This window comes from Nocardia sp. NPDC050713 (assembly GCF_040654315.1).
Classification (GTDB): Bacteria; Actinomycetota; Actinomycetes; order Mycobacteriales; family Mycobacteriaceae; genus Nocardia.
This window is the reverse complement of record NZ_JBFAHS010000010.1, coordinates 242,399-261,917: the sequence shown is the minus strand read 5'-3', so window position 1 is coordinate 261,917 and position 19,519 is coordinate 242,399. Positions and strand designations below refer to the sequence as shown.

16 protein-coding genes are annotated in these 19,519 nt (G+C 69.4%); 5 read left to right on the top strand and 11 right to left on the bottom strand.

Annotated features, from left to right (window positions below; all coding sequences use genetic code 11):
- Positions 1-117: 117 nt before the first annotated feature.
- The 3 genes from AB0H49_RS20255 to AB0H49_RS20245 all read right to left on the bottom strand — a co-directional run bounded on the left by AB0H49_RS20255 (position 118) and on the right by AB0H49_RS20245 (position 3,861).
- Positions 118-1,512, bottom strand: a complete 1,395-nt coding sequence (locus AB0H49_RS20255) for a VWA domain-containing protein (protein WP_357253447.1) — start codon at positions 1,510-1,512, stop codon at positions 118-120.
- On the bottom strand, positions 1,509-2,390 hold the full coding sequence (locus tag AB0H49_RS20250; RefSeq protein WP_357253446.1) for a MoxR family ATPase: 882 nt from the start codon (positions 2,388-2,390) through the stop codon (positions 1,509-1,511). The genes AB0H49_RS20255 and AB0H49_RS20250 overlap by 4 nt, the downstream gene beginning before the upstream one ends.
- A 106-nt stretch (positions 2,391-2,496) precedes the next feature.
- A complete protein-coding gene (locus AB0H49_RS20245; RefSeq protein WP_357253444.1) occupies positions 2,497-3,861 on the bottom strand; it encodes a DUF2252 domain-containing protein in 1,365 nt (454 codons plus the stop codon).
- A gap of 494 nt (positions 3,862-4,355) precedes the next feature.
- Here AB0H49_RS20245 and AB0H49_RS20240 point away from each other — a divergent pair, with 494 nt between their 5' ends.
- Positions 4,356-4,658: a hypothetical protein gene (locus AB0H49_RS20240; protein WP_354999226.1), complete on the top strand. Its 303-nt coding sequence runs from the start codon at positions 4,356-4,358 to the stop codon at positions 4,656-4,658.
- A gap of 53 nt (positions 4,659-4,711) precedes the next feature.
- Here the strand turns inward: AB0H49_RS20240 and ilvC are convergent, their stop codons facing one another.
- The 3 genes from ilvC to AB0H49_RS20225 all read right to left on the bottom strand — a co-directional run bounded on the left by ilvC (position 4,712) and on the right by AB0H49_RS20225 (position 8,366).
- A complete protein-coding gene (ilvC, locus tag AB0H49_RS20235) occupies positions 4,712-5,713 on the bottom strand; it encodes a ketol-acid reductoisomerase (RefSeq protein WP_354999834.1) in 1,002 nt (333 codons plus the stop codon).
- 141 nt (positions 5,714-5,854) lie between these two features.
- Positions 5,855-6,358 (bottom strand): acetolactate synthase small subunit, encoded by a 504-nt coding sequence (ilvN, locus tag AB0H49_RS20230; RefSeq protein WP_067781857.1) that lies wholly within the window; start codon positions 6,356-6,358, stop codon positions 5,855-5,857.
- A gap of 73 nt (positions 6,359-6,431) precedes the next feature.
- Positions 6,432-8,366: an acetolactate synthase large subunit gene (locus tag AB0H49_RS20225; protein ID WP_354999225.1), complete on the bottom strand. Its 1,935-nt coding sequence runs from the start codon at positions 8,364-8,366 to the stop codon at positions 6,432-6,434.
- A 348-nt stretch (positions 8,367-8,714) separates the two neighbouring features.
- On the opposite strand from AB0H49_RS20225, the gene AB0H49_RS20220 reads away from it, so the two are divergent.
- The 3 genes from AB0H49_RS20220 to AB0H49_RS20210 all read left to right on the top strand — a co-directional run bounded on the left by AB0H49_RS20220 (position 8,715) and on the right by AB0H49_RS20210 (position 12,722).
- The gene (locus AB0H49_RS20220; RefSeq protein ID WP_354999224.1) at positions 8,715-9,296 is read left to right on the top strand and encodes a PH domain-containing protein; all 582 of its coding nucleotides are present in this window, start codon (positions 8,715-8,717) and stop codon (positions 9,294-9,296) included.
- Between the two features lie 467 nt (positions 9,297-9,763).
- The gene (gene ilvD / locus AB0H49_RS20215; RefSeq protein WP_354999223.1) at positions 9,764-11,605 is read left to right on the top strand and encodes a dihydroxy-acid dehydratase; all 1,842 of its coding nucleotides are present in this window, start codon (positions 9,764-9,766) and stop codon (positions 11,603-11,605) included.
- A gap of 349 nt (positions 11,606-11,954) precedes the next feature.
- Complete coding sequence (locus AB0H49_RS20210; RefSeq protein WP_357253440.1) at positions 11,955-12,722, top strand: VOC family protein; 768 nt, start codon at positions 11,955-11,957, stop codon at positions 12,720-12,722.
- 12 nt (positions 12,723-12,734) lie between these two features.
- Here AB0H49_RS20210 and AB0H49_RS20205 read toward each other — a convergent pair whose 3' ends face one another.
- Positions 12,735-13,577 (bottom strand): DoxX family protein, encoded by an 843-nt coding sequence (locus tag AB0H49_RS20205; protein ID WP_354999221.1) that lies wholly within the window; start codon positions 13,575-13,577, stop codon positions 12,735-12,737.
- A 142-nt stretch (positions 13,578-13,719) separates the two neighbouring features.
- Here AB0H49_RS20205 and AB0H49_RS20200 point away from each other — a divergent pair, with 142 nt between their 5' ends.
- The gene (locus tag AB0H49_RS20200) at positions 13,720-14,823 is read left to right on the top strand and encodes a PQQ-dependent sugar dehydrogenase (protein WP_357253438.1); all 1,104 of its coding nucleotides are present in this window, start codon (positions 13,720-13,722) and stop codon (positions 14,821-14,823) included.
- A gap of 121 nt (positions 14,824-14,944) precedes the next feature.
- Here the strand turns inward: AB0H49_RS20200 and gatB are convergent, their stop codons facing one another.
- The 4 genes from gatB to AB0H49_RS20180 all read right to left on the bottom strand — a co-directional run bounded on the left by gatB (position 14,945) and on the right by AB0H49_RS20180 (position 19,494).
- Complete coding sequence (gene gatB, locus AB0H49_RS20195; RefSeq protein WP_354999219.1) at positions 14,945-16,450, bottom strand: Asp-tRNA(Asn)/Glu-tRNA(Gln) amidotransferase subunit GatB; 1,506 nt, start codon at positions 16,448-16,450, stop codon at positions 14,945-14,947.
- Positions 16,451-16,515: 65 nt separating this feature from the next.
- A complete protein-coding gene (locus tag AB0H49_RS20190; protein ID WP_357253436.1) occupies positions 16,516-17,895 on the bottom strand; it encodes an alpha/beta fold hydrolase in 1,380 nt (459 codons plus the stop codon).
- A gap of 103 nt (positions 17,896-17,998) precedes the next feature.
- Positions 17,999-18,427, bottom strand: coding sequence for a hypothetical protein (locus AB0H49_RS20185; protein WP_354999217.1), 429 nt, complete (start codon positions 18,425-18,427; stop codon positions 17,999-18,001).
- 32 nt (positions 18,428-18,459) lie between these two features.
- The gene (locus tag AB0H49_RS20180) at positions 18,460-19,494 is read right to left on the bottom strand and encodes an ATP-dependent 6-phosphofructokinase (RefSeq protein ID WP_067781831.1); all 1,035 of its coding nucleotides are present in this window, start codon (positions 19,492-19,494) and stop codon (positions 18,460-18,462) included.
- Between the last annotated feature and the right edge of the window lie 25 nt (positions 19,495-19,519).

Genomic DNA, 19,519 nt, shown 5'->3' with positions numbered 1-19,519 from the left:
AGCCGCCGCGGCGACTATCCCTCACCGCAACGGCTGATGCAACGATTCGCCGAGTTCGAAGCGGGACAGACGCAGCCGACTGCACAGCGGCCGGGCTCAAGATCCGGTACGGCTACTTCACGCGGGCAGGAGGCGGGAGATCACCTCGGTCAGCTGGCGCACGTTGCGGCATTCGTGCATGGTGACGTGCTCCGCGTAGGTCAGCGCGGCGGAGTCGCCCGTGGACCAGGAGCGGGCGGGTTCGGGGTTGAGCCAGTGGGTGTGTTTGGCTCGGTCGGTCATCGCTCGCAGGGCGGGGAGGTTGGGGTCGGTGCGGTTGGTGCGGGCGTCGCCGAGGATGAGCAGGGAGGTGCGGGGGCCGAGGGCGTCGAGGTGGGTGTCGGCGAAGGTGCGGAGGGCTTCGCCGTAGTTGCTGCTGCCGAAGCGGGAGACGTTGGCCTCGCGGATGATTCGGGCGGAAAGGCCGGGGAGTGGTGGTTCGCCGGGGGTGAAGAAGCCGGTGATCTCGTCGCAGGTGTCGATGAAGCCGAAGCTGCGGACCTTGCTGAATTGGTCTTGCAGCGCCTGCACGAGTTGCAGGGTGAATTCGGCGAAACCGGTGACGGAGCCGGAGAGGTCGGCGAGGACGACGAGGTCGGGGCGGCCGTGTTTGCGGGCGCGCAGCACCGGGTCGACGGGGACGCCGCCGGTGGCCATGGAGCGGCGCAGGGTGCGGCGCATGTCGATCTGGCCGCGGACGGCCTTGCGGCGGCGGGCGGCGAGGCGGGTGGCGAGTTTGCGGGCCAATGGGTTCACGAGGCGGCGCATTTCGGCGAGGTCTTGTTCGCGGGCGCCGAGGAAATCGATTCGGTCCGTTGCCGTTTCGACGCCGCGGCGGGCGATGTAGTCGGTGCCGCGCAGGTCGGCCGAGCGGAGTCGGGCCTGGGTTTGGACGGCAGTGCGGAACAAGCGCAGCCTGCGTTGGGCCTCGATGGTTCGGACGGCGGAATCGAGTTCGCCCGCGCCGCCCATGCTCGCCACGACGCGGTCCAGAAGTTCTTCCGGGCGAAGGGCTTTCATGGTCTGGTACGAGGACCAGCCCGCGCCGGACGCGGTCGTGACGGGCCGGGACGATTGACCAGCGCCGCCCGCACCGCCGTAACCGCCCAGCTCGGTGAGGGATTGGCTCGCGAGTTCGGCGAGCGCGGCCTGATCGTCGGCGGCCAGCGCGGCGGCGAGACGTTCGCGCAGCGTCTCGACGGACTCGGGAATCGTTGCGGACGTCGGCCGTTCGGCGGTCAGGAAATAGAGGTCGAAGAGCTGGTCGAAGACGGCGCGTTGGCCGTTGCGGCGCAGCAGGCAGGCGGCCAGGCCGGAGCGCAGGCGTTCGCGGTTCTCGACGCCGAGGGCGACGATCGCCGACGCGGCGTCGACGGTTTCGCTGGGGCCCGCGTGGATTCCGTGCTCGCGGAGGAGGCCGACGAAGTCGACGAGACGGTCGGTGAGCGTCTCGTTCGAACCGAGCCCGTTCATCGCCGGTCGCTCTCCGGTTCCGACAACGCCAGCCGCTCGACCGCGATCCGATGGTCCGCTTGGTATTTGAGCAGCACACCGAGCGTCGACCGCACCACGCCGTTGGTCAGATTCCGCGCCCCCAGCGCCACGAGCGTCTTCGCCCAATCGACGGTCTCGGCGATCGACGGCGCCTTGCGCAGCGGCAGCTCACGCAGCGCGCCGACCACCCGCACCACCGGCTCTCCCAGCGCCTCGTCCAACTCCGGCACCTTCATTCGAACGATCGCGCGCTCGAGCTCGGCCGTCGGATAGTCGATGTGCAGGTACAGGCAACGCCGCTTGAGCGCCTCGGACAAATCCCGGTTGGCGTTGGAGGTGACGATGACGAACGGCTTGCGGACCGCGGTGACGGTGCCGAGTTCGGGGATGCTGACCTGGAAGTCGCCGAGCACCTCGAGCAGCAGGCCCTCCAGCTCGACATCGGCCTTGTCGAGTTCGTCGATGAGCAGCACGGTGGGGTCGGGGTTGCGGATGGCGGCCAGCAGCGGGCGGTCGAGCAGGAACTCCTCGGTGAAGACGTGATCGCGGGTCCGGTTCCAGTCCGCGCTGTCGGCGGCGGTGATGCGCAGCAGCTGCTTGGCGTGGTTCCACTCGTAGAGGGCGCGCGCCTCGTCGATGCCCTCGTAGCACTGCAGGCGGATCAGCTCCGCCTCGGTCGCCGCGGCGACGGCCTTGGCCAGCTCCGTCTTGCCGACGCCCGCCGGACCCTCGATCAGCAGCGGCTTGCCGAGGTGCCCGGCGAGGAACACGGCCGTGGCGATGTCCAGCGACGGCAGGTAGCCCGCGTCGGCGAGACGCCGGGTCACCTGGTCGACCGAATCGAAAAACCTACTCATCGGTAGCCAGTGTAGAAGGACGTCACGGCGCCGCTCGCACGGCCGCGATCCGATACTCAGGCGCTGGGATGAGCAGCCGATTCTCACGCGCCGGGTCAGGCGGCTGTCACGCCCCCGGCTCGGCGGCGCGCACGCGTCCGCTTTCGATCGCCGCGAGCAACGCCTTGTGGTCGTCGAAGGTCTGATCCGCGTACGCGAGGGCGAAGTCCACCATCGCGCGGTCGAACGCGTCACCGGCGCCGAGGTAGGCGGCGATGGCGACGCGGTCGCCGGAGCGGGCGTGGGCGCGCGCCAGGCTTTGCCCGCAGAGCCTGGCGTAGGCGGTGAGCACCGGGCGGGACATGTTCTCGATCACCGCGGAGCCCTTCATGTCTCGCAGCTGGCGCCAGTAGTAGTGCCGTCCCTCGGGACCGGTGGCCCAGCCGAGGAAGATGTCGCTGGCGGCCTGCGTGAGTCGTTGACCGTGCACCACCCGGTGACCTTGGTGCCGGAACCGGCTCGGCGCGAGGTGCGGGCTCAGCACGGACTCTTCGGCCTCTTTGACCTGGAGGAACAGCGGTCCCGCTGTGTCGCGGTCGGCGAGCAGGACGATGAAGCATCGGGTGCCGACGCTGCCGACGCCCACCACCTTCCGTGCGACATCGACCAGCCGGTGCCGGTCCAACAAGACACGGCGCTCCTCCGGCAGGCTGCGACGGTAGTCGGCGAACACCGCCGAGACAGCGTTCGCCTCCTGCTCCGCCAATGGCGTGACCAACGGCGGACGGTGCCGGATGCGCGGGATGCCGTCGGCGTCGGGCTCGGTGAGCTTGGTCAGCGCCTGCAAGCTGGTGCGGGCGCGGGCGGCATCGAGGGCCCGCTCGACGCCCTTGCGCCGCTGGGGTTTGCGAATCAACGCCGCGACCTCGTCGGCGTCGATCCGCTCGTACCAGACCGTCATCCCGTCGAGCCGGGCCAGTCGGCGCATCGACTCGCGATAGCCACGTGCCGCGGCGAGTACGGCCCGCTCGGCGTCGGTGTCGGCGCCGAAGTTCTCGCGCGCGGCCACCGCGACGCTGGCAGCCAAGCGCTGCACGTCCCACTCGAACGGACCGGGCAGTGTTTCGTCGAAGTCGTTGAGGTCGAACACCAGCGAGCGCTCCGGCGAAGCGAACAAGCCGAAGTTCGACAGGTGCGCGTCACCGCACAGCTGCACGGTCAGCTCGGTGCTGGCCGACGCGGCGAGGTCCGCGGCCATGATGGCGGGCGCGCCGCGCAGAAACGGGAACGGCCCCGCGGCCATCCGCGCGTAGCGGATCGGAACGAGCTCCGGGACGCGGGTGGCGGCCTGGCGTTCCAGGATGGTAACCGGATCGATGCGGTCGGGCGGAACTCGCCAGGCGCCGAGCGCGGAACGCGAGACGCGTTTGCGCGCCGCGCGTCCGAGCGAGGCGGCGGCCGACCCGGGGACAGCGGCGGACGAGGTCGTCATTTGCCCAGTGTGATGGGCCGCGAACGGGGTGGCAAGGTTCACTCGATCCGGCGGCGCGTTCGAAAGGCAGTCGCGCACACCATCCCAGCCACTCGCAATTGCTCGAGAATTGCCACCTGGCGACAGCGGGATTCGGCGGCTGGACAGCCCGCCGAATGCCCGGCAGGCCATACCTCAACGATCGATGAGATTGCGCCCCAACGCCTGCGCCCGTCCGGTCCGGGCGCAACCCCGGCTTCGCCCTCAGGGTATCCCCCTATCGGCGTAGTACTTCAGACTGAAAATTGTTCGCGAATGCCGAACGCCCAGTGACCTTTCGGCTCGAGTGGTGCAGAGTGTAGGCGTGCGGTCGCCGACGCGACGGTATGTCCGGGGGTCGCGTTCCCGCGACGACGACGGCACGTCCTATCCAGACCTGTTCGCCCAGCTCAGGCGAACGGATCCCCGCGAGGGATGGCGAACGAGCGGTTCGCCGCAGAGTGAAAGGATTCACGTTGTCCACCACACGCAAGTCCGCGACCGGACGCATGCTGGCCCGAGTGGCCGTCGCGGGCGCGGTCGCCGCAATACCGTTGGCCGCCTTGGCGGTACCCGCATCGGCCGAGCCGGGCGCCCCCACCATCACCGAGGTCCGCCACCACCACCCGAGGGATTGCCACGGGAACTGGGGCTGGGATTTCTGGGACAACGACTGGAACAGTTGGAACCAGTGGGATCGCTGCGACGGCTGGCCCGGCAACGGCTGGCACGGCAACGGTCTCTGGGGCTGGCCGCGCGGCTCCTTCGGCAGCAGCTAGAAACGCAACGGCCCGGCACCCCTCGGGTGCCGGGCCGTTTTGTGCGACGACGCTTACGCGGTCTCGGTGATCGGCCGGTCGACCCAGCTCATCAGGCCGCGCAGCTTGGCGCCGGTGACCTCGATCGGGTGCTCGGCGTTCTTCTTGCGCAGACCCTCGAGCTCCTTGTTACCGCCCTCGACGTTCGCGACGAGGCGCTTGACGAAGGTGCCGTCCTGGATGTCCTTCAGGATCGCCTTCATCCGCTCCTTCGTGTCGGCGTCGATGACGCGCGGACCCGACAGGTAGCCACCGAACTCCGCGGTGTCGGACACCGAGTAGTTCATCCGCGCGATGCCGCCCTCGTACATCAGGTCGACGATCAGCTTCAGCTCGTGCAGCACCTCGAAGTAGGCCATCTCCGGCGCGTAACCGGCCTCGACCATGACCTCGAAACCGGTCTTCACCAGTTCCTCGGTGCCACCGCACAGCACGGCCTGCTCACCGAACAGGTCGGTCTCGGTCTCTTCCTTGAAGGTGGTCTTGATGACGCCCGCGCGGGTGCCGCCGATGCCCTTGGCGTAGGACAGCGCCAGCGCCTGGCCCTCACCCTTCGGGTCCTGGTCGATGGCGATGAGCGCGGGAACGCCCTTGCCGTCGACGAACTGGCGGCGCACCAGGTGGCCGGGGCCCTTCGGCGCGACCATGCCGATGGTGACGTCGGCCGGGGGCTTGATCAGGCCGAAGTGGATGTTCAGGCCGTGGCCGAAGAACAGCGCGTCGCCGTCCTTCAGGTTCGGCTCGATGTCGTTGGTGAAGATGGACGCCTGCGCGGTGTCGGGCGCCAGCACCATGATCACGTCGGCCCACTCGGAGACCTCGGCCGGGGTGCCGACGGTCAGACCAGCCTCTTCGGCCTTCACCCGAGACTTCGAACCCTCAGCGAGACCGACGCGGACGTCCACGCCGGAGTCGCGCAGGCTCAGCGAGTGCGCGTGGCCCTGGCTGCCGTAGCCGATGACAGCGACCTTGCGGCCCTGGATGATCGACAGGTCGGCGTCGTCGTCGTAGAACATCTCGACTGCCACTTGATTGGTTCCCTTCGGATCATCCCCGCCGATGCGGGGAAACGATGTGCGCATCTTGCGCTTGTACTGGGACGGGGCTCATCTCCGCGTGCGCGCGGGGACCAACACCGACCGTCGATCGCGACCACCCTAGCGGGTGGCCGTAATGGACTTGGGGCCGCGGCCGACAGCGACCACGCCCGACTGCACGATCTCGCGGATACCGTACGGCTCGAGCATGCGCAGCAGTGCGTCCAGCTTGGACCGGGTTCCGGTCGCCTCGATGGTCAGCGCGTCCGGCGAGACGTCGATCACCTTGGCGCGGAACAACTGCACGGCCTCGATCACCTGGGTGCGCACGCTCGCGTCGGCGCGCACCTTGACCAGGATCAGCTCGCGCGCGACCGACGCGTCGGCGTCCTGCTCGACGATCTTGATGACGTTCACCAGCTTGTTGAGCTGCTTGGTGACCTGCTCGAGCGGCAGGTCCTCGACCGTCACGACGATCGTCATCCGCGAGATCTCGGGGATCTCGGTGCCGCCGACCGCGAGCGACTCGATGTTGAACCCGCGGCGCGAGAACAGACTCGCCACCCGCGCCAACACGCCCGGCTTGTCCTCCACGAGGACACTCAGGGTGTGGGTGCTACTCATGCCTGCCCCTCGCTAACGCTCGGTGCCGGCATGCGTAGCGCACGCTGGCACATGGTTCGTTCGCTGCGCTCACTCACGCCTCGGTCCCCTTGTTCTTCTCGTGCGACATCGCCTCGTGGATGACGGCGGGCTCCGCGGCCTGCTCGTCCTCGTCGAACAGCGGGCGGATACCGCGGGCGGCCATGATCTCGTCGTTGCTGGTGCCCGCGGCGACCATCGGCCACACCTGGGCGTCCTTGCCGACGATGAAATCGATCACGACCGGACGGTCGTTGATGGACTGCGCCTCGCGGATCGCGGCCTCGACGTCCTCTTCCTTCTCCACGCGGATGCCGTGGCAGCCGAGCGCCTCGGCGAGCTTGACGAAGTCGGGGATGCGCAGGGTGTGCGTGCCCAGGTCCGTGTTGGAGTAGCGCTCCTCGTAGAAGAGGGTCTGCCACTGCCGGACCATGCCCAGGTTGCCGTTGTTGATCAGCGCGACCTTGATCGGCACGCCCTCGACGGCGCAGGTGGCCAGCTCCTGGTTGGTCATCTGGAAGCAGCCGTCACCGTCGACCGCCCACACTTCCTTCTCCGGCGCGCCCATCTTGGCGCCCATGGCGGCCGGGACGGCGTAGCCCATGGTGCCGAGACCGCCGGAATTCAGCCAGGTGCGCGGCTTCTCGTACTTGATGAACTGCGCGGCCCACATCTGGTGCTGGCCGACGCCCGCGCAGTAGATCGCGTCCGGTCCGGCCAGGCGGCCGAGCGCGTCGATGACGAACTCCGGCGACAGCGAGCCGTCCTTCGGCGGGGTCCAGCCCAGCGGGTACTGCTTGCGCACGCCGTCCAGGTAGGACCACCACTCCGAGATGTCCAGCAGCGGAGCCGCGCCCGCGGCCGGGTCGGCCTTCAGGGTCTCGATCAGCTCTGTGATGACCTCGCGGCAGTCGCCCACGATCGGGACGTCGGCGTGCCGGTTCTTGCCGATCTCGGCCGGGTCGATGTCGGCGTGGATCACCTTGGCGCCGGGCGCGAACGAGTCCAGCTGACCGGTCACGCGGTCGTCGAAGCGGGCGCCGAGGGTGATCAGCAGGTCCGACCGCTGCAGGGCCGCGACCGCGCCGACGGTGCCGTGCATGCCGGGCATGCCCATGTTCAGCTGGTGGCTGTCGGGGAACGCGCCGCGCGCCATCAGGGTGGTGACCACCGGGATGCCGGTCAGCTCGGCCAGTTCCAGCAGCTCGGCCGAGGCGTCGGCCTTGATCACGCCGCCGCCCACGTACAGCACGGGGGCCTTGGACTCGAGGATCATCCGCGCGGCCTCGCGCACCTGCTTGCCGTGCGGCTTGGTGACCGGACGGTAGCCGGGCAGCCGCATCTCCGGCGGCCAGCTGAAGGTGGTCTGCGCCTGCAGCACGTCCTTGGGGATGTCGACGAGCACCGCGCCCGGACGGCCGGAGGCGGCCAGGTAGAACGCCTCGGCGATCATGCGCGGGATGTCGGCGCCGTCGGTGATCAGGAAGTTGTGCTTGGTGATCGGCATGGTGATGCCGGAGATGTCGGCTTCCTGGAAGGCGTCGGTGCCGATCAGGCCGCGGCCGACCTGGCCGGTGATCGCGACGATCGGCACCGAGTCCATCTGGGCGTCGGCGATCGGCGTCACCAGGTTGGTCGCGCCGGGGCCGGATGTGGCCATACACACACCGACCTTGCCGGTCGCCTGCGCGTACCCGGTGGCCGCGTGACCCGCGCCCTGCTCGTGGCGCACCAGCACGTGGCGGACCTTGGTCGAGTCGAAGAGCGGGTCGTACACCGGGAGAATCGCGCCGCCGGGGATGCCGAATACGGTGTCGACGCCGAGCTCCTCGAGCGACCGGACGACGGACTGCGCGCCGGTGACCCGCTCGGGCGGGACCTGGCGGCGGTTCGCCGTGGTCGTCGGAGTGCCAGCGGGCGATGCCTGCTGAGTAGCCGAAGGCGCTGGCCTGCGGGCCGAGGGCCCGGGCCGTGCGGTTGGTGCGCTCACCGTCTTCGTTTCCTAACTTGTCGTTCTTGACCCCGGACAACACTGCTGTGCTCGACACGATCGGTCTTCGCGACCCGCCGCGCCGGAAACTGCCCGAACACAAAAAAGCCCCCGACCAGCGCATGGCTGTTCGAGGGTGGCGCGTCGCAACGCGAGCTGACGTATTCGACCTAGGTAGTCAGGCTCAACGCTGGACGCGCCGGCCGATTACGAGCAACTCGTTTCGATTCACGCGCACGACGTTAAGCGGGCGTGAAGCGATGAGTCAAACAGATGACCCAGTACGTCCCATTATGTGGGACTCCAGTGGTTGCTTGTGTCCGATTACCAGGATGCGAGGATGGTGGTGTGTCATCACCGCATCAGTCCGTGCCACCGGCTAAATCGTCCCATACCTCCGACGCGGGATCGGATACGGGTCGGCCGGAGGCCAAGGTCATCCGCATTCAGCCGCTCGCCTACCTCGGCGTGGTCGTGCTCGCGCTGTGCGTGTTCCTCTTCTTCGTCGGCTGGCCTGCCGCCCTGTGGTGGCTGCTGGCACTGCCCGTGGTGGTGGCCGCCTGGGTGGCGCGCACCCGGACCGTCGTCTCCGACGCCGGGCTGGACCTGCGCAGCCTCTTCGGCTCGCGGCACATCGACTGGGACCAGATCAAAGGTGTGAGCATTCCCAAGCGCGGATTCGTGCGCGCGCACCTGACCGACGAGTCGCAGGTGCGGCTGCCCGCGGTCAGCTACGACCAGCTGCGCACGCTGATCGCGGCGTCGAAGGGACGGCTGCCCGATCTGTTCGGCGCGGCCGCGGCGGCCGAGGCCGAGCGGGACGCGGAGGAGCGGGCGAGCGCGGAGTCTGTTGGAGACGCGGGCGAGGGATCGACCGGGGGCGCGGAGGCTGCCGAGGCAACGGAGAAGGATCGCAAGGCCGACGACTGAAGTCGCCGCCTGTCGGTGCCCTCTGCGGATCGCGTAAGGCCGGAGCCAACGCGGAGGTACGCAACACGGCCGGAGCGAATGCCGAGGTGGACGGTCGACGTGCGCAGGCCAGGTAGTTCGCAGGCGGTACGAGAGCCGCTCCCGCACTTGGTTCTTCCCGCGCTTCGGAATATCGGCTGGACACGCGACGCTAGTCTTGGCGTAGCCGCGCCGCCGACGGACAACCGCCCGCGCGGCTGGACGGTTCGGGTACCGACACACACCCGATGACACCGTCCGCGCCGACGACCACCACCCGCGGCGACACGAACGCACCCGCGACGCGCGGCACATCGCCTATCGCGACCGGCGACATCGGCCCGGCACCCCCGGGAGTACCGTGGAACAGCCGCCGAGCGAGTTCCGCACACGCCGAGCGAACTCCGCGCAGTCGCACCACAGCCCCCGCGACCCTCCGAGGACCCTCCATGCCACCGCTTCGTTCACGCACCACCACCGCCGGACGCAACGCCGCAGGCGCACGCGCGCTGTGGCGGGCCACCGGCCTCACCGACTCCGACTTCGGCAAGCCGATCGTCGCCATCGCGAACTCCTACACCCAGTTCGTGCCGGGCCACGTGCATTTGAAGGACGTCGGTGAGATCGTGGCGGAGGCGGTCCGCGCCGCGGGTGGCGTGCCGCGCGAGTTCCACACCATCGCCGTGGACGACGGCATCGCGATGGGCCACGGCGGCATGCTCTACTCGCTGCCCTCCCGCGAGATCATCGCCGACTCGGTCGAATACATGGCCAACGCGCACACCGCCGACGCGCTGGTGTGTATCTCCAACTGCGACAAGATCACTCCGGGCATGCTGAACGCCGCCATGCGGCTGAACATCCCGGCCGTGTTCGTCTCCGGCGGTCCGATGGAGGCCGGTAAGGCCGTCGTGGTGGGCGGTGTCGCCCAGGCTCCGACGGACCTGATCACCGCGATCTCGGCCAGCGCCAACAGCAATGTCACCGACGAGGGGCTGGACGAGGTCGAGCGCAGCGCCTGCCCGACCTGCGGCTCCTGTTCCGGCATGTTCACCGCCAACTCGATGAACTGCCTCACCGAGGCGCTGGGTCTGGCGTTGCCGGGCAACGGCTCCACGCTGGCCACGCACGCCGCCCGCCGCGCGCTGTTCGAGAAGGCGGGCCGGGTGATCGTCGACATCGCCAACCGCTGGTACCGCGAGGACGACGCCTCGGTGCTGCCGCGAAACGTGGCCAACCAGAAGGCGTTCCGCAACGCGATGGCGCTCGACGTGGCGATGGGCGGTTCCACCAACACGGTGCTGCACACCCTCGCCGCCGCGCAGGAGGGCGAGATCGATTTCGATCTGAGCACCATCGACGAGATCAGCCGCGAAGTGCCTTGCCTGTCCAAGGTCTCGCCGAACTCGGACTACCACATGGAGGACGTACACCGGGCGGGCGGCATCCCGGCCATCCTCGGCGAACTGCGCCGCGCCGGGCTGCTCGAAACCGACGTGACCACGGTGCATACCGCGAGCTTCGACGAGTGGCTCGACACCTGGGACATCCGCTCCGGCAAGGCATCCGACGAGGCCGTCGAGCTGTTCCACGCCGCGCCGGGCGGGGTCCGCACCACCGAGCCGTTCTCCACGGACAACCGGTGGTCCTCGCTGGACACCGACGCCGCGGGCGGCTGCATCCGCGACAAGGAGCACGCCTACACCGTCGAGGGCGGTCTGGTCGTGCTGCGCGGCAACATCGCGCCGGACGGCGCGATCCTCAAGACCGCGGGCATCGACGAGGATCTGTTCTCCTTCCAGGGTCCCGCCGTCGTCGTGGAATCGCAGGAGGAGGCCGTGTCGGTCATCCTCGGTAAGCAGATCAAGCCGGGCGACGTGCTCGTCGTGCGGTACGAGGGCCCCGCGGGCGGTCCCGGCATGCAGGAAATGCTGCACCCCACCGCGTTTCTGAAGGGCGCCGGTCTCGGCAAGCAGTGCGCGCTGATCACCGACGGCCGCTTCTCCGGTGGCACCTCGGGCCTCTCGATCGGCCACATCTCCCCCGAGGCGGCCAGCGGCGGCGTGATCGGTCTCATCGAGAACGGCGACCAGATCCGCATCGACGTCGCCACCCGCGCGCTCGAGGTGCTCGTCGACGACGCCGTGCTCGCCGAGCGCCGCGCCAAGATGGAAGCCTCCGAGCGGCCATGGCAGCCCGTCGACCGCGAGCGCCCGGTCACCACGGCCCTGCGCGCCTACGCCGCCCTCGCCACCTCCGCCGACAAGGGCGCCGTCCGCCGCGTCCCCTGATCACCCGAACGACGAAGGCCCCGGTTCTCCACCGGGGCCTTCGTCGCCTCGGAACAGCCCCGCCGCCACGGCCGTGGCGCCAGCGATCGGGTCTGCTCGACTCTGCGGCGACTGGCCGTCCGTGGGATCCGATCCGCTGCTTCAGCACGGACGAACCCGCGTACGGCCGCCGCGGACCAGTGGAATGATCGAATGGTTCGTCGGTGCGTTCGAAACAGCACCCATATCAGGGCTTAGTCGCCGACGGCGACGCTGACATCGCGGATAGCCGAATTTGCTGCGTTGGAATGCGTCTGGGCTCGACGATGAGGCTTGTGCGGTCCACTGAACAGCGGCGAGGAGAGATCCGATGACCGAAGTGACGAAAATTCCGCCGAACGGCACGCCGACCTGGCTTGATCTCGGGATTCCTGATCATCACCGAGCGATGGAGTTCTACGGCGCGGTATTCGGCTGGCAGTTTCTGGAAGGGCCGCCGGAAACCGGCAACTACACCATGTGTCTGGTACGCGGGAAGCCGGTGGCGGCCCTGATGAAGAATCCCGATGCCGACGCGACGGAGTTCTGGTGGAATCTGTACTTCGCCACCGATGACTGCGACCGCACGGTCGAGCGGATCACCGACGCCGGTGGCCACATCCCCTTGCCCCCGATGGATGTGATGGACCAGGGCAGGATGGCCATCGGTATCGATCCCGCGGGTGGCCAGTTCGGGTTGTGGCAGGGCCGCGCCCACATCGGTGCGGAGATCGTGAACGAGCCCGGCACACTGGCCTGGCCCGAACTGGTCACCGCCCAGCCGAGCGCGGCTCGCGACTTCTACGCCGCGGTATTCGAATTCACCCTGGAGAACACGCCCGGCGACCTCGACTACACGGTTCTGCGTCGACCCGATGACCGGCCGATCGGCGGCATCCACGGAGAGCGGTCGGCCACCAAGTCCGAGTGGCTGACTTACTTCGAGGTCGAGGACGTCGACGCAACCGTCGCGTGCGCCACTGCGGCAGGCGCAACAGTGGTCCGGCCCGCCCATGACACCCCGTACGGGTATCTCGCCGGTCTGGACGACCCCTTCGGCGCAAGCTTCCGGATTATCCGATCGGCACAGCCTGGCTGAGAGTTCGGTCGATCAGTCGAAGGGGCCGATGCCGGTGAAGGGGTTGCCGCCGTGCAGATACCAGTAGGTGCCCGCGGCGGCCGCGATGGCGGCCAGCAGGGCGGCGAAAGAGCCCCAGGCGGGGCGGGTGGACCAGCCGCGGTTGCGGTCGAGGGACCAGCGGCCGGGGCCGGTGAGGATGACGGCGGCGGCGGTGCCCGCGAGGATGGTCTCGAGTTCGACGCCCGAGGGGACCGAGCCCTTGTACTGGAAGCCGGGGATCATGCCCTGCTTCCACGCCCACGCGGTGAGGATCACGGCGAGCACCGCGCCCGCGGCGAGCGGGGTGGCGAGGCCGAGGATCAGCAAGACGCCACCGCCGAGCTCGCCCGCGACGAGGAGGACGGTGGCGATGCTCGGGTGGTCCCAGCCGCCGTCGGCCATCATGTCGCGGGTGCCGTCCAGGCCAGGGCCGTGGAACCAGCCGGTGAGCTTCTGCAAGCCGTGATAGATGAAGGTGCCGCCGACCACCAGCCGCAGCAGGAACAGGCCGAAATACAGAGTGCCGCGCCGATTCTCGGCGGTGCGGCGCCGCGCGGCCTTGCTCGGCTCGTTCGGCGGGTTGGCGGCGGGCGGGATGCTGGCGTAGGAGTACGCGGGCTCGCCCGCCTTGGTCTGCTCGACGCTGGGCACGTCGGGATCGAGGCCGAGCTCGTCGTCGGTGCGCGGCACGTCGGCGGGACGCGGCTTGGACATGTCGACCACGGGGAACTGCTGGGTCGGCGAATCGAACGGGCTGGTCACCGGTTGGCGGGCGGTGGTGAGCTGCTCGCCCGTGATCGGGCCGGTGGGAAGCTGATTCGGCTTGTCGGTCACGGTCGCGCCTCGCCGATACGTCGCTCGTTCATGGGTCTACACCCTATGTCGCGCCGCGCGACGACGGGAGTCGAAGCCCGACGGCGTGTCAACACGCCCCCGGGAGCGGCGCGGGCGAGGGTATTTCCGTAACGTCTGGGGCATGAGGTTGGTTGTCGTGGGACGTCTCGCCATGAGTGTGGCGCTCGGGTCCGCTCTGCTGGCCGGGTGCGCCAGGTTCGACGATTCCGCGTCGAGCCCGTTCACCCCCGAGCCGACGTTCGAACCCGCGGATCCCAAGTCCCCTAAGCAGGCGCCGCCGTCGACGACCCGCCCGAGCGGGCCGTGCATCGACCCCGATCCGGCCGTGGTCGCGACCTGCCTGGACACCACCGGGGGCATGGTCGGCGTGGCCGAGGGCGCGCTGGTCGCCGAGCGCCGCACCGGGCGCATCCTGAAGGTGGTCGATCCGGATCAGCCGCCGATCGAGATCGCGCGCTTGGACGTGGACGGCTCGGCCGACGGCGGACTCAGCGACATCGCGCTCTCCCCCACCTACCGCGAGGACGGCCTGCTCTACGCGTACATCACCACGGCGAGCGACAACCGGGTCGTCCGGATCGCCGAAGGCGGCCCGCCCAAGGACATCCTCACCGGAATCCCCAAGGGCGCCAGCGGAAATCACGGCGCGATCGAATGGGCGAGCCCCGACCAGCTGCTGGTGCTGACCGGCGACGCGGGCAACCCCGGCCTGGCCTCGACCCCCTCCTCGCTGGCCGGGAAACTGCTGCGGGTGAACTCGCCCGCGCCGGGCGGTGCGGCGGCGCCGGAGGTCGCGGCCTCGGGCATCGGCGTCGCGGGCGATCTGTGCCGCGACGGCAAGGACAACGTCTGGTTCACCGACCGCACCCCCGTCGAGGACCGGCTGCAACGGCTGGGTGCGGACGGCGCGATCAGCGTCGCGTGGACTTGGCCGGACCGGCCGGGCGTCGCGGGTTGCGCGGCGGCCGCCGACGGTGTGGCGGTCTCGCTGACCTACGCCAAGGCGCTCGCCATCGCCGCCGCCGACGAGAACACCCACGCCGTGACCACGGCCCCCAGCCTGCTCGCCCAGGACCGCTACGGCCAGCTCGGCGGCGCGACGGTGGGACCCGACGGCAATATCTGGGTCGGCACCGTCAACAAGACCGACGGCCAGCCCGGCCCCAACGACGACCGCGTCGTCCGCATCCCGCCGCAGAGCGCCAGCGGCACCGGACCGGACTAACCGGCATACGGCGCGGCCGCGAGCACGAACGCGGGCCGACCACGCCACGGTGCTCGAAACGGCCCCCGCAAACGACCGCGCCGCCCGCTACCGATGGTTGCGGGCGGCGCGCTGCGTTCGATCAGGAGCAGGCGGCGAGAACGAGCTCGCGGACGCGCGCGGCGTCGGCCTGGCCCCGGGTCGCCTTCATGACATCGCCGACGATCTTGCCCGCGGCCTGCACCTTGCCGGAGCGAATCTTCTCGGCGATGTCGGGGTTGGCGGCGAGCGCCTTCTCGACCTCGGTCTGCAGGGCGCTGTCGTCGCTGACCATGCCGAGCCCCTTGGCCTCGACGATGGCGGCGGGCTCGCCTTCGCCCGCGAGGACGAAGTCGACAACCTGCTTGGCGACCTTGCTGTTGACGGTCTTGGCCTCGACCAGCTTGGTCACCTCGGCCACCTGCGCGGGAGTGATCGGCAGGTCTTCGAGGCCGACCTCGCGCTCCTTGGCCTTCTCGGTGAGGTAGTTGACCCACCAGGAGCGCGCCTCGTTCGGCGGCGCGCCCGCCTCGACCGTGGCGATGATGGCGTCCAGCGCGCCCGCGTTCACCACGTCGCGCATGACCTCGTCCGACCAGCCCCAGTCGGCCTGGATCCGCGCCCGGCGCAGCCAGGGGTACTCGGGGATGGTGGCACGCAGGCTCTCGACCCACTCCGCGTCCGGCGCGATGGGCTCGAGGTCCGGCTCCGGGAAGTAGCGGTAGTCCTCGGCGGTCTCCTTGCGGCGGCCCGGCGAGGTGGTGCCGTCGGCCTCGTGGAAGTGCCTGGTCTCCTGCACGATGCTGCCGCCGTCGGCGAGCACGGCGGCCTGGCGGCGCATCTCGAAGCGCACCGCGACCTCGACGCTCTTGAGCGAGTTGACGTTCTTGGTCTCGGTGCGGGTGCCGAATTCGGTGGCGCCGATGGGCATCAGCGAGACGTTTGCGTCGCAGCGCAGCGAGCCCTGCTCCATCTTGACGTCCGAGACGTCGAGGGACTTGAGCAGATCACGCAGCGCGGTCACGTACGCGCGGGCCACCTCGGGCGCGCGCTCCCCCGCGCCGGTGATCGGCTTGGTGACGATCTCGATGAGCGGCACGCCCGCGCGGTTGTAGTCGAGCAACGAGTGGCTCGCGCCGTGGATACGGCCGGTGGCGCCGCCGACGTGCACCGACTTGCCGGTGTCCTCTTCCATGTGGGCGCGCTCGATGTCCACCCGGAAGGTGCTGCCGTCGTCGAGCACCACATCGAGGTGGCCGTCGGTGGCGATCGGCTCGTCGTACTGGCTGATCTGGTAGTTCTTCGGCTGGTCGGGGTAGAAGTAGTTCTTCCGCGCGAACCGGCCCCACGGGGTGATCGAGCAGTTCAGCGCCAGGCCGATACGGATCGCCGACTCCACCGCCTGCTGGTTCACCACCGGCAGCGATCCGGGCAGCCCGAGGCACACCGGGCACACCTGGGTGTTGGGCTGCGCGCCGAATTCGGTGGCGCAGCCGCAGAACATCTTTGTCGCCGTGGACAGCTCGACGTGGACCTCCATGCCGAGCACCGGCTCGTACCGGGCGATGACGTCGCTGTAGTCCATCAGCTCGACGGTGGTTGTGCTCATGCCGATCAGTTTAGGGAAGAGGTCGGTGGACACCGCGCCGACCTCCGCGGTTCGGTTCCGGCGAATTACTTCGGCGGGAACCGCTGGGTCAGCCAGTTCGTCACGTAGGTGAGGACCTGCGGATCGATGGTCGTCTCGATGGCGGTGTACTCGCTGGGCAGGCCGGTCTGGGTTGGCTGCATCAGGTGGTTGAGCCCCGGGAAGACGTGCACGGTGGCGTCCGGGTCGGCGGCCAGCAAGGTGCGCGCGGGCGGCTCGTTCTGGGCGACGAGGACCTGAAGATCCTTCTCCCCGAAGAAGGCGAGCACCGGAATCCGCAGCGCGGAGAGCGAGGGCGCGGGATCGTGGGCGATCAGCGCGGCGAAGTACGGGGTGATGTCGGCGCCGACCTGGTCGTCCGGCACCCGCTCGCCCTCGGGCAGTGCGGCGTTGTTGCGCTTGGCCAAGTCCTTGGCCCCGGCCAGATCACCGGCCTTCAGCAGCGCCACCATCTCGGTGGTGTCGCGCACCTGCTTGTCGATCTGCTCGGGCGGCACGCCGTTGGCGGCCAGGATCGCCCTGGTCTGTTCGATGAGCACATCGCCGCCGGGCACCGTCGGCCCCGCCATCAGGATCGCGAAGGCGACGCCGCTGTCGGGCCGTGCGGCGACCATCGGCGCCAGGTAGCCGCCCTCGCTGTGGCCGAGCAGGCCGACGCGCGCCGGGTCGATGTCGGGGCGGCCACGCAGGTAGTTCACGCCCGCGGCGACGTCGTTGGCCAGGTCGGTGTAGTTCGACTCCGCCAGATTGCCGCCGGTGCCGCCGACGCCGCGGTCGTCGGTGCGCAGCACCGCGTAGCCCGCGCGGGTGAGGGTGTCGGCGAGCAGCAGGAAGGGCTTGTGGCCCATCAGTTCTTCGTTCCGGTCCTGCGGTCCGCTGCCGGTGACCAGCAGCACCGCCGGAAACGGTCCGGCGCCTTCGGGTTTCGTGAGAGTGCCCGCGACGGTGATGTCGCCGCTGGCGTAACTCACGTCCTCGGAGCTGTAGGGGAACGGCGGTTTCGGTTCCTGCGGCCGGTCGAGCTGGGCGACGGCGCCGCGTTCGAGCGTCAACGGGTACGACTGACCGAACTGGGTGAAATCGCCGGTGATCCGGTCGGGGCCCGCGTCATAGCTGCCCTTGAACACGGGGTCGCCAGGGACGTCCGGAATGGCGAAGGCGACGCCGCTCCGATCGGACTTCACGTCCTTGAGCGGTTCGTCCCGCACGCCTTGCAGCGGGATGTCGATGGTCGCGGTGCCGTCACCCGCGAAAGTCACCCCGATCTCCAGCGGCTGGCCGGGGATCTGGATCGCGCCGTGCCAGTCACCGGTGGTGGGTTCCGGCGGGTTGGATTCCTCCGTACAGCTCGCCACCAGCGCGGCGACCACGAACAGGACCACGGCGAGCACTCGACCGGTACGCATGCAGCGACAGTACCCACGACACCGCCGAATAGGGATCAACCGCGAGTCGCACGCACCGTACGCCGCGGGAATGATCTGGGCTCCAGGAAATCCCAGAAGGCGATCACTCTCCGCGCGCGTACTGCACCGATGCCGCGACCGCCGCCATGTCCAGCCCAGGGTCCGCGACCTCGCCGAACTCGAGCATCGCGTCCTCGACCGTGCTACGCCGCGCCGAGGCGATCAGCTCTCGCCGCGCGTAGTCGCCGAGCGGGTATCCGGCGGCGCGGGCCCGTTTGCCGAGCACGGTCAGCGTCTCGGCGGGCAGGTCGTAGAGCGTGACGAGCGCCGAAGCGTCCGCGTCGATCTCGGGCGCGGTGTCACGCCCTTCCGCTTCGAGGAACTCGACGACGGCATCCTCCGGCACGCGCGCCCCGGCCCGCGCGACGAGCTCCGCGCGCAGGTAGTCGGCGACGGGAAGTTCGGCGGCGCGGGCCCGGCGGCGCAGCACGGCGGCGGTGTCGGCGGGCAGATCGTCGATGGCAAGTCCCATGGCGGCCAGGGTAATTGCCGCGCGGACGGGTGTCAGCCGAAGAACGCCTCGGCTTCCCGGTAGCGGTCGGCAGGCACCCGCTTGAGCTGTTTGGTCGCCTCAGCGAGCGGAACGAGGCCGATCGTGGTGCCGTGCAGGGCGACCATTTGACCGAACTGACCAGCGTGCACCGCTTCGGCGGCGTGCAGACCGAATCGGGTGGCAAGCACACGGTCGTAGGGTGTCGGGCTGCCGCCGCGCTGGACGTGGCCGAGCACGGTGGTGCGCACCTCCTTGCCGATGCGACGTTCGATCTCGGCGCCGAGCTGCTGGGCGACGCCGGTGAACCGCTCGTGCCCGAATTCGTCGATACCGCCCTCGCGCAACGCGAAACCGGAGTCCGGCGCCGGATGCGATCCCTCGGCCACCACGCAGATGAAGTGCTTGTCCCCGCGCTGGAAACGGCGCTTGATCATGGCGCAGACCTCGTCCACGTCGAACGGGACCTCGGGTACCAAGGTCAGGTGCGCGCCTGCGGCCATGCCGGAGTTGATCGCGATCCAGCCCGCGTGCCTGCCCATCACCTCGACCAGCATCACGCGCTGGTGCGATTCGGCGGTGGTGTGCAGGCGGTCGATCGCCTCGGTGGCGATGCTCAGCGCGGTGTCGTGGCCGAACGTGACGTCGGTGCAGTCGATGTCGTTGTCGATCGTCTTGGGCACGCCGACCACGGGGACGCCCTCGTCGGCCAGCCAGCTGGCGGCGGTGAGGGTGCCCTCGCCGCCGATGGGGATGAGTGCTTCGATGCCGTTGTCGTCGAGCGTCTGTTTGATCTGGCCGAGCCCGGCGCGCAGCGTGTCGGGATTGGTGCGTGCGGTGCCGAGCATGGTGCCGCCCTTGGTGAGCAGCCGGTCGGTGCGGTCGTCGTTGAGGATGTTGATCTTGCGGTCTTCCAATAGGCCGCGCCAGCCGTCCTGGAAGCCCACGATCGCGTCCCCGTACCGTCCGTTCGCGGTGCGAACGACGGCGCGGATGACCGCGTTCAGTCCTGGACAGTCCCCGCCTCCGGTCAAGACTCCGATGCGCATGGCCGCTATCTTGCCCCGCTCGGCG

Bases quoted from the DNA above. Each gene is read 5' to 3' on its own strand.
- AB0H49_RS20255 (WP_357253447.1), bottom strand. From the start codon at position 1,512: ATGAACGGGCTCGGTTCGAACGAGACGCTCACCGACCGTCTCGTCGAC.
- AB0H49_RS20250 (WP_357253446.1), bottom strand. From the start codon at position 2,390: ATGAGTAGGTTTTTCGATTCGGTCGACCAGGTGACCCGGCGTCTCGCC.
- AB0H49_RS20245 (WP_357253444.1), bottom strand. From the start codon at position 3,861: ATGACGACCTCGTCCGCCGCTGTCCCCGGGTCGGCCGCCGCCTCGCTC.
- ilvC (WP_354999834.1), bottom strand. From the start codon at position 5,713: ATGTTCTACGACGACGACGCCGACCTGTCGATCATCCAGGGCCGCAAG.
- ilvN (WP_067781857.1), bottom strand. From the start codon at position 6,358: ATGAGTAGCACCCACACCCTGAGTGTCCTCGTGGAGGACAAGCCGGGC.
- ilvD (WP_354999223.1), top strand. From the start codon at position 9,764: ATGCCACCGCTTCGTTCACGCACCACCACCGCCGGACGCAACGCCGCA.
- AB0H49_RS20210 (WP_357253440.1), top strand. From the start codon at position 11,955: ATGACCGAAGTGACGAAAATTCCGCCGAACGGCACGCCGACCTGGCTT.
- AB0H49_RS20200 (WP_357253438.1), top strand. From the start codon at position 13,720: ATGAGGTTGGTTGTCGTGGGACGTCTCGCCATGAGTGTGGCGCTCGGG.
- gatB (WP_354999219.1), bottom strand. From the start codon at position 16,450: ATGAGCACAACCACCGTCGAGCTGATGGACTACAGCGACGTCATCGCC.
- AB0H49_RS20190 (WP_357253436.1), bottom strand. From the start codon at position 17,895: ATGCGTACCGGTCGAGTGCTCGCCGTGGTCCTGTTCGTGGTCGCCGCG.
- AB0H49_RS20185 (WP_354999217.1), bottom strand. From the start codon at position 18,427: ATGGGACTTGCCATCGACGATCTGCCCGCCGACACCGCCGCCGTGCTG.
- AB0H49_RS20180 (WP_067781831.1), bottom strand. From the start codon at position 19,494: ATGCGCATCGGAGTCTTGACCGGAGGCGGGGACTGTCCAGGACTGAAC.